Below are 15,787 nucleotides of genomic sequence, written 5' to 3' on the forward strand. Positions count from 1 at the left end.
TGACGGATGTTCGTTGGGGCCACGCGGGCGTGGCCATATCAGTATCAGGAGAGAGCAAGATGCGTAAAGCGATAATAATGGGTGCGATGCTGCTGGCGGCGGGGCAGGCCCAGGCGGACTATCAGTGCAGCGTAAACCCTCAGGACGATATCGTTATTTCCCCCCAGAATGTTCAGGTCGTGGGTGCCAGCGGCAATCTGCTTATTTCCCCAACGGGTGATGTGCAGCGCAACGGCCAGGCCGCTACGGTGGATACCGACACGCGCCAGAAGGCTATTGATTATCAGGCTGCGCTGCGTCGCGATTTACCCTGGGTCGATCAGGGCGCCCGCGAGCGTCTGGAGAAAGGCCGCGTCGCGCTGGATAAGGTTATCGTCGATAAGCTGGGTCAGGACAGCAACGTGCGTAATCGTCTGACCACGCTGGATAAACAGCTTAAGCAGCAGATGGCGCGGATTATCGAACACCGCAGCGACGGGCTGACCTTCCACCACAAGGCTATCGCCCAGGTTCGTGAGGACGGTGAAAAGCTGGTACAGAGCGCGATGGGTGGGGTAGTGCAGGACAGCCTGAATGAGATGGGCACCCGGCAGGCGGGTAAAAGTGATAATCCCCTGCAGGCGATCATGGGCAACCTTGGCGGCCTTCAGCAGTCCATTCAGGCCGAATGGAGCAATCAGCAGCAGGATTTTCAGAACTTCGGCCACGAAGTCTGTAACCGCGTGACCACGCTTGAAGGGCAGCGCAAGGCGCTGATCGCCGGACTGAAATAGTCCGGCAGTAGCCCACTCAAGACAGGCCAGGCTGTGCTACCGGTGGCACAGATCCTGTTCTCGTCCACCTATGGCACGGCAGCCGACTTCATCTACCTATGGCACGGCAGCCGACTTCGTCCACCTGTCGATGGATATCGCGAATGCGGCGATGCTGCTGGCCACCCAGGCTCTGTAATTACTCTTCCGTCAGAAACAGCTCCAGCAGCGAGTTCAGGAACAGCTTGCCTTTATGGGTAATTTGCCACGCCTGCGCCGTTTCAATCAGATAACCCTTTTCCAGCGCTTCATCAATCTGAGGGCGGATAATAGCCTGCTGTAAGCCGGTATAGCGGGTGAACTCTTCACGCGGAGCAGCTTCAAGCAGGCGGAAGCGGTTCATAAAGAATTCAAAGGGCTTCTCGCTATCCGCCACCTCATGCTGGCGGTCCATATAGTTACCGGCCATAAAACCACGCGGATGACGCGTTTTGCAGGTGCGGATAATCCGTCCATCGGGCTGGGTCAGCTTGCCGTGCGCGCCACAGCCGATACCCAGATAGTCACCGAAGCGCCAGTAGTTAAGGTTGTGCTCACAGCGGTAACCGGGTTTGGCGTAGGCGGAGGTTTCATATTGCTGATAGCCCGCCGCGGTCAGCAGCCTGTCGCCCTGCTCGAAAATATCCCACAGGGCATCATCGTCGGGGAGTACCGGCGGGCGTGAGGCGAAGAGGGTATTAGGCTCAATGGTTAACTGATACCACGATAAATGCGGCGGATTAAGCTCAATGGCCTGACGCAAATCGTCCAGGGCCTCCTCCAGCGACTGATCGGGCAGCCCGTGCATCAGATCGAGATTAAAGCTGCGTAGTCCCAGTCCGGCGGCCAGCCTGGCTGCCCGCTTTGCCTCATCTGCGTCGTGGATGCGGCCCAGACGCGTTAGCTTTTGTGGGCTGAAGCTCTGTACCCCAATCGAGATGCGGTTAACACCGGCGCGCTGGTAGCCGCTGAAGCGCTCAGCTTCGACCGTACCAGGATTGGCCTCCATGGTAATCTCTGCGTCAGCCGCCAGCGGCAAGCGCTGGCGAACGCCATCCAGCAACATCTGCATCGCTTCGCTGCTCAACAGGCTTGGGGTGCCTCCACCAATAAAGAGGGTGCTCACCTCGCGCCCGGCGGTAAGCGGCAGATCGGCATCGAGATCGGCCAGAAGATGCCGCACGTACTCTTCATGGGGCACCTCGCCCTTAAGCGCATGCGAATTGAAGTCGCAGTAGGGGCACTTCTGCACGCACCAGGGGATGTGAATATAGAGGCTGAGCGGAGGAAGCTTACGCATTGCGCAGGGCATCCAGCAGCAGCGTCAGGGCTTTCCCACGGTGTGAAACAGCGCGCTTTTCGTCCCGGCTCAGCTCCGCAGCGGTTTTCCCTGCAGCGGGCACGTAGAAAATCGGATCGTAACCGAAGCCGCCTTCACCTGCTGGCTGGCGAGTAATTTCGCCCTGCCAGCTGCCGTGGAAGACCAGCGGCGTCGGATCTTCAGCATGGCGAAGATAAACCAGCACGCAGTGAAACTGTGCCTGGCGATCGCCGTCGGCAACGTTTTCCAGCGCGGTCAGCAGCTTTTGCAGGTTTTGCGCATCCGAGGCATTCTCTCCGGCATAGCGAGCCGAGTAAATCCCCGGTGCGCCGCCCAGCGCGTCAACTGCCAGACCTGAGTCATCGGCAATGGCGGGTAAACCGGTCACCGCAGAGGCGTGACGCGCTTTAAGGATCGCGTTTTCAATGAACGTCAGGCCGGTCTCTTCGGCTGAGGTGACGCCCAGGTCGGTTTGCGCGACGATATCCAGCCCAAATTCAGCCAGCAGATCGGCCAGTTCACGAACTTTTCCGACATTGCCGGTAGCGAGTACAACTTTTTGCATAACAAATCCTGCATTTACTGCGATGAAAACTTACAGCTGTGACCAGCCAGGGATGAAATCCATACCCAGGAAGTTCAGCATATAGAGGATCAGGATCACCGCCATTGCGGAGAAATCGATCCCGCCCATGGCCGGAATAATACGGCGAATGGGAGCCATTAATGGTTCGGTGAGCTGTAAAAGTACCAAATCAACCGGATTGCGACCCTGGCTGACCCAGCTCAGCAGCGAACGGATAATAATCACCCAAAATACCAGCATTCCCGCGGCCTTAGCGACGGACACCAGGCCAAAGTAGAGGAAGACCGGATCGAAGATAAAGACCCGGCTCTGTAGGGCAAACAGCAGCGTAAACATCAGCACGCTCAGCACCCATGCCAGCAGCAGTGAGGCGGTATCCAGCGGACCGATGGACGGAATAACGCGCCTCAGCGGTTTGATCACCGGCTGGGTGATTTTTACAACAAACTGCGAAAAGGGGTTATAGAAATCGCATCTCGCCCACTGCATCCAGATGCGTAGCAACAACACTTTGACGTACAGGTTAATTACCGTTGTTACCAGAAAAGTCAACGTCAGCATGGGTTTCCTCAGTTATTGTTGTGAGTGGCGCTGTAATCACGCGCGCCAAAAATAGCGGTGCCAATGCGCACCATGGTACTGCCTGCTGCAATCGCAGCGTCCATATCGTCACTCATTCCCATAGAAAGCGTGTCGACGCCGGGATAGTTCTTTTTCAGCTCAGCAAGCGCCTCTGCCATCTGCCGACATACCGCCAGCTGACGCGCATAATCCGCTTCCGGGGCCGGAATGGCCATCAGCCCCCGCAGTTTCAGGCGCGGCAGCCGGGACACCTCATCAGCCAGCGCTTCCAGCGCCTCCAGCATGATGCCAGATTTACTGTTCTCATCGCTGATGTTTATTTGGATAAGCACGTTGAGCGGCGGTAAAGCGTCAGGACGCTGCTCGTTCAGGCGCACGGCAATTTTCAAACGATCCAGCGTATGGCACCAGTGAAAATGCTCAGCCACCAGGCGACTCTTGTTGGATTGCAGAGGGCCGATAAAGTGCCACTCCAGCCCCGGATTCTCTATCGCCTGAATCTTATCAACGCCTTCCTGCACGTAGTTTTCACCAAAACAGAGCTGTCCCGCGGCGGCGGCTTCCTCAACCGCGCTCGCAGGTTTAGTTTTACTGACTGCAAGCAGCGTAATTTCTTTCGGATCGCGCCCGCAGCGCGAAGCAGTCGCTGAGATATGCTCAAGGACAAGGTGTAAGTTGTGCTGAATCGAGGTCATAGTCAGGGAAAAATTATGGATATCGAAGACATTGTGGCCCTTAGTGTAAAGCATAACGCGGGGGATCTGCACCTTTGCAGTGGCCTTCAACCCTTCTGGCGTCTAAATGGCCGGCTGGAAAAAATAAGCGGTTGCGCAACGATCGGTGCGGCAGCGCTGGAATCGCTGGCGAGCGCCTGGCTGGACTGCGCCCGGCAGGCGCAGCTGGAAAGCGTGGGACAGGCTGATATTGCACTGACCACCGCGGGTGGGACGCGTTTGCGCGCGCATTTTTTCCAGCAGAGAAGTGGGTTGTCACTGGCTGTCAGGGTGATTGCGAGTGACTGCCCGGCGCTGGACGCGCTGCGGCTACCACCCGTTGTCAATGGGTTGCTTCAGCAGAAGGAGGGGCTGGTGCTGGTAACGGGTGCAACAGGAAGCGGGAAGTCGACCACGCTGGCCGCGTTTGTCGATGCGCTCAACAAAAATCAGGATCGCCATATCATTACGCTGGAAGATCCGATCGAATTCCTTCATTACAGCCAGATATCGCTGATCCAGCAGCGGGAAATAGGCCTGCACTGTGCCTCTTTTAGCGAGGGATTACGGGGGGCACTGCGTGAAGATCCGGACGTTATCCTGCTTGGCGAACTGCGGGACCTCGAAACTATCCAGCTGGCCCTGACGGCGGCGGAAACCGGGCACCTGGTGCTGGCGACGCTCCATACCCGTGGCGCAGCACAGGCGGTTGAGCGGCTGGTGGACGCGTTTCCCGGTACGGAAAAAAACCTGATCCGCAGCCAGCTGGCTGGCAGCCTGAAGGCGGTAATCGCCCAGAAGCTGGTGGAGGGGTGTCGCGGGGGCAGGGTGGCGCTATTTGAAGTGCTGGTGAATACCCCGGCGGTAGCGAATATGATCCGCGAGGGGAAAACGCACCAGCTGCCGGGGCTGCTGCAGACGGGTATGCAATCCGGCATGCAAACTTTTGAGCAAAGCCTGCATGAAAGACGCAGGATGGGCCTGACGAACTGACGAACTGACGAACTGACGAACTGACGAACTGACGAACTGACGAACTGACGAACTGATCAACTGATGAGATAACGGATTGCTTATCTGCATGGCTATGAATGGATCACTATTTGGCACCGCTATTTAGCGGTTTATTTTCGAATTTATCGATCGCTGGCAGGTCCACTGAAAGCGTACTGGTGCGGCGTGAAAAAGAGTCTCAAAAATAATTTTTTTTAATTGTAACATTACTTGTTTTAGGGTTATATTGTGTTGCCGCCAGGATATTGCGCGGTGTTAATAAACTAATTTAGTTAAAGGGAATTATATGAATAAATTAATCAAGATCACTCTTCTTACTGCTGTCATCGCAACATTATCAGGCTGTAGCGGTAGTGTTTATAATAAAGAAAAAAACTGCGACTATAATTATCTGCTCCATCCAGCCATTTCAATTTCCAAAATCATTGGCGGGTGTGGTCCAACAGATAAATAAGCCTGCATCAGTTTATCGCTTTAAAGCCGCCCCTGTAAGGGCGGCTTTTACGCGGGATTGCTTCGTAATTCAGGCAGCTTATACTGCACATCATCCCCCGGTTCATTACCCACATCACGGTAACAGGCTTCAATTTTTTATTGTCTAACTGATTGCGAATATTGAGTGACCCAGTGGATTAATGCAATGCGCTTAGTTAACAATAATAGACAAGAATAATAATTAATTTGCTAAGCATTCAGGTTTTCAAAATCCCTGCCGCGCCCGTTATTCAGCATGGCGTGCAGTGCTGTTGCATCATTATTCACCCCAACGTACTATTATTCACCCCAACGTACTAAGCAGTGCTAAATAACGTTGGGTCAGTGCGGCAGCATTATACCTATGACCAGGCCTGTTCAAACCAGCTTTCAAGGATAATGACCGCTGACAGTGAGTCAACGCTTCCTTTATTCAATGCGCGGAAGCCGCCCTGAGCAAATAAATCCGCTCTGGCTTCGACGGTGCTAAGACGTTCGTCGTGCAGATCAACCTGAACGCCAAAGCGGCCATGCAGCCGATTAGCAAATTTCCTGGCCCGGACGGTCAGCGGCTGCTCGGTGCCATCCATATTCAACGGCAGGCCGACGACGACGCGATCGGGCTGCCACTCTTTTAGCAGCGCTTCGATTTTGTTCCAGTCGGGAATACCATCCTGAGCCTTCAGCGCGTTGAGGGGGCGGGCGGTGCCGGTCAGCTGCTGTCCAATGGCGACGCCAATACTTTTAGTGCCAAAATCGAACGCCAGCAGTGTCATGTGTGTCATCAGGCGTGCCCTGCATCGCTGGTCATATTATGTATGTCCACGCCAATGCTTCTGGCCGCTTCGCGCCAGCGGTCGGCGATCGGCGTAGTGAACAGGATATTGCTGTTTGCCGGGGTGGTGAGCCAGGCATTTTCCAGCAGTTCACTCTCCAGCTGATCTTTTTCCCAGGCACAGTAGCCCAGAGCGACCAGCACGTTTTTTGGACGTTCCGGCGTGCCCAGCGTCTCCAGCACATCGCGGGAGGTGGTAATAATAGTGTTATCTGACACGCGAATACTGGAGGCATAAGTGTGCTCAGCAGAGTGCAGAATAAATCCGCGATCTTCTGCCAGAGGACCACCCGCAAATACCGGCTTATCAAGTTTCGCCTCGGGATCGCGCGGGTTTGGCACGATCTTGAGCTTTTTAAGCATACCCTCTACCGTCAGGTTTTCCATCGGCTTGTTAACGATAAGGCCCATTGCCCCTTCGTCATTATGCTCGCAGATATATACCACCGAGCGTTTAAACAGCGGATCCTGCAGGGTCGGCATCGCAATCAAAAAATGATGCTGTAAATTCATTATCAGGGTTCTGTATTCGGGTTAACCACCCGCAGCCGGGGCCGCAGATGACGTTAACGGGTTAATTACGGGGCCCGCTGACCCCGTATAAAGAGTTATGCCAGGCGCTTCTCAATGGCATCCATCAGCATACCCGTAATTGAAACAGGGAATGCTGCTTCGATCTCACGCACGCAGGTTGGGCTGGTTACGTTAATCTCGGTCAGCTTATCGCCGATGATATCCAGACCAACAAAAATCAGCCCTTTAGCTTTGAGCGTTGGCGCAACACGGCGGGCGATTTCCCAGTCACTGTCGCTTAGCGGTCGGGCTTCACCGCGCCCACCGGCGGCCAGGTTACCGCGCGTCTCGCCGGATTTAGGAATGCGCGCAAGACAGTAAGGCACCGGTTCGCCATCCACTACCAGCACGCGCTTGTCGCCTTCTTTAATCGCGGGCAGGTAATTTTGCGCCATACAGTAAAAGCTGCCGTGCTCGGTCAGCGTTTCGATAATCACCGACAGGTTGGGGTCTTCCTGCTTAATACGAAAAATCGAGGCACCTCCCATTCCGTCCAGCGGCTTAAGGATGATATCGCCATGCGTCTGCCAGAATTCACGGATCTGCTGTGCATTACGTGTGACCAACGTATCCGGCGTCAGTTCCGCAAACCAGGCGGTAAACAGCTTTTCATTACAATCACGCAGGCTCTGTGGCTTATTAACAATCAGCGTGCCTTTTTCCTCTGCGCGCTCAAGGATGTAAGTGGCGTAGATGAATTCGGTATCAAATGGCGGATCCTTACGCATCAGCACCACATTCAGATCGGCCAGCGGGATATCCTGTTCGCTGCCAAACTCAAACCAGCTTTCAGCATTCTGCTCCACGCTCAGCAGGCGCGTATGCGCACGGGCTTCTCCGCCGCGCAGGTAAAGATCGCTCATCTCCATGTAATGAATCTCATAACCACGGCGCTGTGCTTCCAGCAACATGGCGAAGCTGGTGTCTTTCTTAATATTGATGGAGGTAATCGGGTCCATCACAATGCCAAGCTTAATCATTTTTGCTTCTCCAGTGAGCGGCCATATTTGCATGTGGAACGCAGGTGAGTACCTACCCCAAATCGCCAAAGCGAACCTGTAAGGCGGTAATTGCGGTTAAGGCTGTCGTTTCCGTACGTAATACGCGCGGACCTAAAAGAATATCGGTAAATCCATAGCCTGAGGTCATACTTATTTCGTCGGAGGAAAGGCCGCCTTCGGGGCCAATCAGCAGGCGGATGCGCTCAACGGGCAGCGGCAGCGTATTAATACTCTGGCTGGCGCGTGGATGAAGGTTAAGCTTCAGGCCGTCGTCCTGCTCGGCGCACCAGGCCGCAAGCGTCATCGCTTCCCGGACCTCTGGCACACTATTTCTGCCGCACTGCTCGCAGGCCGCAATGACAATTTTCTGCCACTGCTGAATTTTCTTCGCCAGCCTTTCCGCATCCAGCTTTACGCCACAGCGTTCAGAAAACAAGGGGGTAATGGTATTTACCCCCAGCTCGACGGCTTTCTGAATGGTAAACTCCATCTTCTCGCCGCGTGACATAACCTGCCCAAGATGCAGGTAGAGCGGGGATTCACGGCTATCTTCACGACTTTCGCCAGCGCGAACCCGTACGCTTTTTTTATCGGCGTGCACGATTTCTGCCTGAAAAGTCAGATTATTGCCATCAAAGAGTTCAAGGGTCTGGCCGACCGTCATTCTTAACACCCGGCCAACATGGTTAGCGGCCTCGTCGCTGAGAGCCACTTCGCTGCCCGGCGTTATCGCTTCGGGATGAAAGATGCGGGGTATGCGCATGGAAGTCCTGCTTAATGGTTACTGGCCGCATGGGGTGCGGCCAAAAGAGCTCTAGTTTAGGTCAGTGATTTTACCGCTGGCAAGCCTGCTGTACATAAGGATTGTGGTTTCCCTGCACGCGGGCGATGCGGTTGTCGCGCTCACACTCCCAGGCCGTAACCGGATACTGCTTGTCCCACACCGTCATCAGCTGGGTCTGCTGCGAGGACATGGCTAATTTATAGCGATCGCGCATATAAAACCAGGTGCGGGCGATTGCGCCCCGTGCGCGGGCTGGCGGCTCGGCCTGCTTGTTTTTGAAGTCGATTTTCATTTCACACTGGCCATACTGGCGCTCGCTGCCGTTCCACTGACTGTACATAAAATTACCGCGATCGCCGTTCACTTCACCAATCGCTGGCTGCAGATTATGCAGGTCCGTCTCTATCTGTCGGTAGCCCGCATCTTTTGCGCACTGTTTTCTCCCGCCCTGCTGCCAGCACTGCCGCTGATGGCCGAAGGTCCAGGCGGGCACCACATGCTCCCACTCTATACGATGGGCGCGATTTGCATTTTTACGCACCTGATAGCCGCAGGATGCCAGATCGGGTACGCCTTTTTTTCCCTGCCACTGAATTTTACAGCCACAGTAGAAGCTGCCGGGCGCATCGGCATTAATCCTGGCGGCCCAGGTTTTGGCCTGGCTAAAGCTATTCTGGTGATAGTTCTCCGGCCCACGCCCGTGAGCGAAGAAAACCGGAAGGAGTAAACAGCAGGAAAGAACACTGATAATTTTGCGAAGCATATTCCAGAACGTCAGTAATAAATCAAGGCGGCGAGAGTAACAGATGCCCCGAATATTCGGAAACTGACGGCGATAATTTAGTGGGTTTTTGTCTGTTTATTCATCATTTACTGGAATTTTCAGATTGCTGGAAATCGCCGGGAAGCAGGCGATCGCCGCAGCGCACGCAGCGGTACTCACTCTGGCCCCGCAGCACGCGATTATGACGTCGGACGGTAAGCTGGTGCTGCTGGCAGCCGCAGCGATAGGGAAAAGAGCGGCTGCGTACGGTTTCCACCTCAAACTGATGCGTACGTCGGGCGGGAATACCCAGCACGGTTTCCATCATCCACTTCCACTCCTTCCCGTGCGGTGCCACGCGGCCGAAATACTTCCAGACCAGCAGATGGGCAAGCTCATGGGGTACCACCTCGTCGACGAACGCCTGCTGGTTTTCCATCAGCAGCACGGGATTGAGCCGGATTTCCCAGCTTTGTAGCCAGGCCGTCCCGGCAGCTGTGCCGCGTTGTTGATAAACCACTTTCGGTTCCGGATAGCTGCGTTCAAGGTGCTGGTTGGCCTGCAGTAATTTTTCGCGCAGCGATCGCATTACCGCCTGCTGAAGGGCAACGGGAAGTCTGAGGGTTTTCATAGGGCAGAGAATACGATGGGAAAGCGGGGAGATCAATTAATGGCCGGGTTTCCCCGGCCAGAAAGACTTAGTCACGCTGACCGATGTCGCGCAGCTTTTTGCCGCTCAACAGGTTGCGTTCAATGTGCTCAAGCGAAACGTTTTTCGTTTCCGGGATAAGGATAATTGTCAGGATGATGAATACCACATTCAGACCGGCGTAAACCCAGAAGGTATTCGCGTTACCCAGGGAGTTCAGCATAGTCAGGAAGGTTGCACCCACGATCATGTTAGCAATCCAGTTGGTGGCGGTAGACACGGTGATACCGAAATCGCGGCCTTTCAGCGGCTGGATTTCTGAACAGAGTACCCAAATCAGCGGACCCGCGCTCATGGCAAAACCAACGATAAACATCATCAGCATGGCAATGGCAAAGTACTGTGCGCCTGAGGAATGAATGCCAAGATGCAGCATCGTCCCCAGAACACCCATGCCCGCTGCCATCACCGTGAAGCCCAGCTTCAGCGTTGGCTTACGGCCCCAGCGGTCAACCAGACCGATGGCAATAAAGGTTGCCAGCACGTTAACCAGGCCGACAATTACCGTGCCCCACATCTGCTGAGTGGTATTGGTAAAGCCTGCAATTTCAAAAATTTTCGGTGCGTAGTACATGATAACGTTCATACCGGTGAACTGCTGCATAACCTGCAGCAGAACACCGAGATAGACCGCACGGCGGAAATTACCGTTATCTTTGAACAGGCTCCAGCCGGACTGTTTGATTTTCAGGCTTTCGCGAATTTCGTCCAGCTCACGCTTAGCCTGCTCGCTGGTATCACGCAGGCGATCAAGTACGCGCTGAGCATCACGGAAGTTGCCACGCGCCGCCAGCCAGCGTGGGCTGTTCGGCAGGAAGCAAACGCCAACCAGTAACAGCGCAGCGGGGATGGTTATCACACCCAGCATCCAGCGCCATTCGCCGGTGAAGCTAAAGGCGGTATCGGAAAGGTAGGCACCCAGAATACCGATGGTAATCATCAGCTGGTAGAGAGAGATCATACTGCCGCGAATCTTCTCTGGCGCAATTTCAGAGAGATAAAGCGGCGCGGTGTAAGAGGCTACACCGACGGCAAGGCCCAGCAGAACGCGAGCCACAATCAGCATCTCCGGGTTAGGGGACATTGCCGACCAGAGCGAGCCGATAACGAAAAGCACTGCGCCAATCATCAGGCTTTTCTTACGACCGAGGCGTGAAGACATCCAGCCGCTACCGACAGCACCGACGGCAGCACCGAACATCATTGAACTGACAATCCATTCCTGCTGGTGGGCAGTGACGTTAAAGTCTTTCGCAATAAAGGGTAAGGCACCGGCAATAACGCCGATATCCAGACCAAAAAGCAGGCCGGCAAGCGCCGCCAGGAAACACACAAATAAGGTCATGACCTTATTTGAGGTCCTGCTGTGTTTTTTATTATCAGGCATAAAGCCTCCATGTAAGTGGTACCGCATATTGTTGTTATAAATGTTAGAAAACCTTTGTGCGCAAGACTGTGCTACAGATCACAATGGTGTAATCGGTTACACACTGGATCTCTGTTAAAAGTAGCCTGTTCATGCGCGCTTACGCTTTATAACCAGTTAGTCATAGCACTAAATATTTTCACTTAATTCCCTGATGGTCCTCTATCAGACAGCGCTGAAAATAACGCATTACAGTAGCATTTGTCAGGCCAGTAAATTCTTAATATTAGAAAAAACAGCAAGTTTCATGATGTAATCGTTATCACTTCGTCGCGTTCTGCGTCAACGAAGTGTAGACAGGCGACGATAAACTGCCAGATAGCGGGCAGCAAAAAGGGCACCCTGGGGTGCCCCTTAACCGGCAGAGACTGGGCTTATTTAAGACCCGCGGCCTCACGCAGCTGAGCTGCCTTATCGGTTTTTTCCCATGGGAAATGTTCGCGGCCAAAGTGGCCGTAAGCTGCCGTTTCACGGTACATCGGGTGCAGCAGATCCAGCATCTGAATCAGGCCGTAAGGGCGCAGATCGAAGAACTCACGCACCAGCAGCGTAAGCTGCTCGGTAGGCACCTTTTCAGTCCCGAAGGTTTCAACCATGATTGAGGTTGGCTCGGCCACGCCGATGGCATAGGAAACCTGAATTTCACAACGGTCAGCCAGACCCGCAGCAACGATGTTTTTTGCCACATAACGCGCGGCATAGGCTGCTGAACGGTCCACTTTAGAAGGATCTTTACCGGAGAAAGCACCGCCGCCGTGACGCGCCATGCCGCCGTAGGTATCCACGATAATTTTACGGCCGGTCAGGCCACAGTCGCCCATAGGCCCACCGATAACGAAACGGCCCGTTGGGTTAATGTGGTATTTGGTGCTGGGGTTGATCCACTCTGCTGGCAGAACCGGCTTGATGATCTCTTCCATCACCGCTTCCTGCAGATCCTTCAGGGAGATATCTTCGCTGTGCTGAGTAGAAAGCACTACCGCATCAATACCAACGATTTTTCCATCGTCATACTGGAAGGTGATCTGGCTTTTAGCATCAGGGCGCAGCCAGGGCAGGGTGCCGTTTTTACGGACTTCTGACTGGCGCTGAACCAGACGGTGCGCATAGGTCACTGGCGCAGGCATCAGGACGTCGGTTTCGTTAGTGGCGTAGCCAAACATCAGGCCCTGGTCACCCGCACCCTGTTCCAGCGGATCGGCACGATCCACACCCTGATTGATATCAGGAGACTGCTTGCCAATGGCGTTCAATACGGCACAGGAGTTGGCATCAAAGCCCATATCGGAATGGACATAGCCGATTTCACGCACGGTATTACGGGTGATCTCTTCGATATCGACCCATGCCGAGGTAGTGATTTCACCACCGACCAGCACCATGCCAGTTTTTACATAGGTTTCACAGGCTACGCGCGCCTTAGGATCCTGTGTGAGAATAGCATCGAGCACGGCATCAGAAATCTGGTCGGCAATTTTGTCGGGATGTCCTTCTGATACGGACTCGGATGTAAAAAGGTGTTTAGCCATTTTATTCTTTACCTTACTAATACGGGTTGGAATCGACTGCATAGCGCGAAAGAGTGGGTACCAGTCTGCAATATCAAACGGGCCTTGTGCTCAGCGCCCCCTCAGGCAAAGCCGTGAGCAGTACATAGGTTCTAAGACGCTTAGAAGTTAACCGGTATGGATGGATTAACATCTGGACGGCTATTTTAGGTTACTCGTTAAGCGGATTGCCAGCGTTTTTTCATGAAATCAAATTTCATCGAGAGTGAAAATAGCAGAAATTGCTGACCGAACGGGCATTTCGCACTTTTAGATTTTGCATTTCACCGGGTCCGGCTGTATAAAACGCCGCTGCTTTAAGCCTTACAGAAAGGATTGGCGGACTTATCCCTCCTTTACGGCCTTTTCAGGCATGCATTATCCATTGTCTGCACGCAGGCCATCGTCTTTCCAGCGCGTGCTGGCTGATATGTTCACGGGTGGTAACCCGGTACTCTCAGTTCCCCCTGAGAGATTTTCGCTTTTGACTGTCTGACTCCTGACGGAGGCCGTTACGTGTTTGATGTTATACTTCAGAAACCGACAGGTGCGATGCCGCAGCATTTTATGCTGAATTTCCCGCTGGTCGATGGGTTGTTGTCGCGGGCTTTCCCTGCGATAGTGGTTAACTGTTCCGCATTTTACCAATTTGAGGCTCGCAATGTCTGACGACATCAAGACAATCAAGGGTTCGTCAGCAGGCGAACAGGGTGTACTCCGCTCAATGCAGGAGGTGGCCATGAGCGATCAGGATGCCAGCAAGATGCTGCGCACCTATAATATTGCCTGGTGGGGTAATAACTACTATGACGTGAACGAACTGGGTCATATCAGCGTTTGCCCCGATCCAGACGTGCCGGAAGCGCGCGTCGATCTGGCGAAACTGGTTAAAGAGCGCGAGGCCGATGGCCAGCGTCTTCCTGCCCTGTTCTGTTTCCCCCAAATTCTGCAACACCGCCTGCGTTCTATTAATGCGGCGTTTAAGCGTGCCCGTGAATCCTACGGCTACCGCGGCGACTACTTCCTCGTTTACCCGATCAAAGTTAACCAGCACAAACGCGTGATTGAATCCCTGATCAACTCCGGCGAGCCGCTGGGGCTGGAAGCGGGTTCAAAGGCTGAGCTGATGGCGGTTCTGGCCCACGCCGGGATGACCCGTTCGGTCATCGTCTGTAATGGCTATAAGGATCGCGAGTATATCCGCCTGGCCCTGATCGGGGAAAAGATGGGCCATAAGGTCTATCTGGTCCTTGAGAAAATGACCGAAGTGAAGCTGGTGCTGGAAGAGGCAGAACGCCTTAGCGTCACGCCGCGTCTTGGCATTCGCGCCCGACTGGCCTCTCAGGGCTCCGGCAAATGGCAGTCAAGCGGTGGCGAAAAGTCTAAATTCGGCCTTTCCGCGACTCAGGTTCTGAAGCTGGTTGATATCATGCGCGAGGCGGGGCGTCTTGAGAGCCTGCAGCTGCTGCACTTCCACCTGGGTTCGCAGATGGCGAACATTCGTGATATCGCGACCGGCGTACGCGAATCTGCGCGCTTCTACGTTGAGCTGGCGAAGCTGGGCGTTAACATCTCATGTTTCGACGTTGGCGGCGGTCTGGGCGTCGATTATGAAGGTACCCGTTCGCAGTCCGACTGCTCGGTAAACTATGGCCTGAACGAATACGCTAACAACGTGATCTGGGCGATCGGCGATGCCTGTGAAGAGCATAATCTGCCGCATCCGACGGTGATCACCGAGTCAGGCCGTGCGGTGACCGCGCACCATACCGTGCTGGTGTCTAACATCATCGGCGTGGAGCGTAATGAGTTCAGTACGCCGCAGGCACCTTCAGACGATTCGCCGCGTCCCATCGTCAGCATGTGGGATACCTGGCAGGAGATGCACGAGCCGAGCAACCGCCGCTCGCTGCGTGAATGGCTGCACGACAGCCAGATGGATCTGTTCGATATCCATACCGGCTATTCGCAGGGGACCTACAGTCTGAACCAGCGCGCCTGGGCAGAACAGCTCTACCTGAGTATCTGCAACTATATTCAGCAGCATCTTGATCCCAGCAACCGCGCGCACCGTCCGATTATCGACGAACTCCAGGAGCGCATGGCGGATAAAATTTACGTCAACTTCTCGCTGTTCCAGTCAATGCCGGACGCGTGGGGTATTGACCAGCTGTTCCCGGTTCTGCCGCTGGAAGGGCTGAACAAGTCGCCGGAGCGCCGTGCGGTACTGCTGGATATCACCTGTGATTCGGACGGCACTATCGATCACTATGTCGATGGCGACGGGATAGCCACTACCATGCCGATGCCGGAGTACGACGTAAATAATCCCCCGATGCTGGGCTTCTTTATGGTGGGTGCTTACCAGGAAATCCTGGGGAATATGCATAACCTGTTTGGTGATACCGAAGCGGTAGACGTTTTCGCCTTTGCGGACGGCAGCGTGGAAGTTCAGCTCTCCGACGAAGGGGACACCGTGGCGGACATGCTGGAGTACGTTCAGCTTGATCCGCAGGAGCTGCTGACGCATTTCCGTAAACAGATTAAAGAGAGCGACCTGGATGAGGAGCTGCGCGCGCAGTTTATCGCCGAGTTTGAAGCAGGTCTGTATGGCTACACCTATCTGGAAGACGAATAGTTTTCCCCTCGCGCGGTTTGATAGTAAAAG

General features: G+C 54.3%; 17 protein-coding genes. 5 read left to right on the forward strand and 12 right to left on the reverse strand.

All coding sequences use genetic code 11. The features are described 5' to 3' along the window. Positions 1–59: 59 nt before the first annotated feature. Positions 60–773, forward strand: a complete 714-nt coding sequence (locus A1830_RS16495) for a YggN family protein (RefSeq protein ID WP_067708797.1) — start codon at positions 60–62, stop codon at positions 771–773. Positions 774–951: 178 nt separating this feature from the next. Here the strand turns inward: A1830_RS16495 and hemW are convergent, their stop codons facing one another. The 4 genes from hemW to A1830_RS16515 are packed head-to-tail and all read right to left on the reverse strand — an operon-like array spanning position 952 to position 3,975. Next, complete coding sequence (hemW, locus tag A1830_RS16500) at positions 952–2,091, reverse strand: radical SAM family heme chaperone HemW (RefSeq protein ID WP_067708799.1); 1,140 nt, start codon at positions 2,089–2,091, stop codon at positions 952–954. Then, positions 2,084–2,677, reverse strand: coding sequence for an XTP/dITP diphosphatase (locus A1830_RS16505; protein ID WP_067708801.1), 594 nt, complete (start codon positions 2,675–2,677; stop codon positions 2,084–2,086). The genes hemW and A1830_RS16505 overlap by 8 nt, the downstream gene beginning before the upstream one ends. A 30-nt stretch (positions 2,678–2,707) precedes the next feature. Then, on the reverse strand, positions 2,708–3,259 hold the full coding sequence (locus A1830_RS16510; RefSeq protein WP_067708803.1) for a YggT family protein: 552 nt from the start codon (positions 3,257–3,259) through the stop codon (positions 2,708–2,710). Positions 3,260–3,267: 8 nt separating this feature from the next. Beyond that, a complete protein-coding gene (locus A1830_RS16515; protein ID WP_067709026.1) occupies positions 3,268–3,975 on the reverse strand; it encodes a YggS family pyridoxal phosphate-dependent enzyme in 708 nt (235 codons plus the stop codon). Positions 3,976–3,990: 15 nt separating this feature from the next. Between A1830_RS16515 and A1830_RS16520 the strand changes: the two genes are divergently transcribed. Continuing rightward, positions 3,991–4,986 carry a type IV pilus twitching motility protein PilT gene (locus A1830_RS16520; RefSeq protein WP_067708806.1) on the forward strand — a complete coding sequence of 332 codons (996 nt, stop codon included), beginning with the start codon at positions 3,991–3,993 and terminating at the stop codon, positions 4,984–4,986. A 307-nt stretch (positions 4,987–5,293) separates the two neighbouring features. Further along, positions 5,294–5,461 (forward strand): YhfL family protein, encoded by a 168-nt coding sequence (locus A1830_RS21665; RefSeq protein WP_073981040.1) that lies wholly within the window; start codon positions 5,294–5,296, stop codon positions 5,459–5,461. A gap of 382 nt (positions 5,462–5,843) precedes the next feature. Here A1830_RS21665 and ruvX read toward each other — a convergent pair whose 3' ends face one another. The 8 genes from ruvX to metK all read right to left on the reverse strand — a co-directional run bounded on the left by ruvX (position 5,844) and on the right by metK (position 13,101). Beyond that, on the reverse strand, positions 5,844–6,266 hold the full coding sequence (gene ruvX / locus A1830_RS16525) for a Holliday junction resolvase RuvX (RefSeq protein ID WP_197473351.1): 423 nt from the start codon (positions 6,264–6,266) through the stop codon (positions 5,844–5,846). Then, positions 6,266–6,829 (reverse strand): YqgE/AlgH family protein, encoded by a 564-nt coding sequence (locus A1830_RS16530; RefSeq protein WP_067708815.1) that lies wholly within the window; start codon positions 6,827–6,829, stop codon positions 6,266–6,268. The genes ruvX and A1830_RS16530 overlap by 1 nt, the downstream gene beginning before the upstream one ends. 95 nt (positions 6,830–6,924) lie before the next feature. Beyond that, entirely contained in the window at positions 6,925–7,869 is a 945-nt protein-coding gene (gene gshB, locus A1830_RS16535) for a glutathione synthase (protein ID WP_067708825.1), read from the reverse strand. Between the two features lie 52 nt (positions 7,870–7,921). After that, positions 7,922–8,653: a 16S rRNA (uracil(1498)-N(3))-methyltransferase gene (gene rsmE, locus A1830_RS16540; RefSeq protein ID WP_067708828.1), complete on the reverse strand. Its 732-nt coding sequence runs from the start codon at positions 8,651–8,653 to the stop codon at positions 7,922–7,924. A 70-nt stretch (positions 8,654–8,723) separates the two neighbouring features. Continuing rightward, a complete protein-coding gene (gene endA, locus A1830_RS16545; RefSeq protein ID WP_067708831.1) occupies positions 8,724–9,437 on the reverse strand; it encodes a deoxyribonuclease I in 714 nt (237 codons plus the stop codon). Positions 9,438–9,540: 103 nt separating this feature from the next. Then, a complete protein-coding gene (locus A1830_RS16550; protein ID WP_067708840.1) occupies positions 9,541–10,068 on the reverse strand; it encodes a SprT family zinc-dependent metalloprotease in 528 nt (175 codons plus the stop codon). Between the two features lie 67 nt (positions 10,069–10,135). Further along, entirely contained in the window at positions 10,136–11,533 is a 1,398-nt protein-coding gene (locus tag A1830_RS16555; RefSeq protein WP_067708843.1) for a sugar porter family MFS transporter, read from the reverse strand. Between the two features lie 413 nt (positions 11,534–11,946). After that, positions 11,947–13,101: a methionine adenosyltransferase gene (gene metK / locus A1830_RS16560; RefSeq protein ID WP_067708845.1), complete on the reverse strand. Its 1,155-nt coding sequence runs from the start codon at positions 13,099–13,101 to the stop codon at positions 11,947–11,949. 585 nt (positions 13,102–13,686) lie between these two features. On the opposite strand from metK, the gene A1830_RS24050 reads away from it, so the two are divergent. Next, a complete protein-coding gene (locus A1830_RS24050; protein WP_369815719.1) occupies positions 13,687–13,788 on the forward strand; it encodes a virulence promoting factor in 102 nt (33 codons plus the stop codon). After that, entirely contained in the window at positions 13,781–15,757 is a 1,977-nt protein-coding gene (speA, locus tag A1830_RS16565; protein ID WP_067708847.1) for a biosynthetic arginine decarboxylase, read from the forward strand. The genes A1830_RS24050 and speA overlap by 8 nt, the downstream gene beginning before the upstream one ends. The last annotated feature ends 30 nt before the right edge of the window (positions 15,758–15,787 follow it).

It is taken from the genome of Erwinia sp. ErVv1, assembly GCF_900068895.1.
In the GTDB taxonomy this organism is placed as follows: Bacteria; Pseudomonadota; Gammaproteobacteria; order Enterobacterales; family Enterobacteriaceae; genus Erwinia.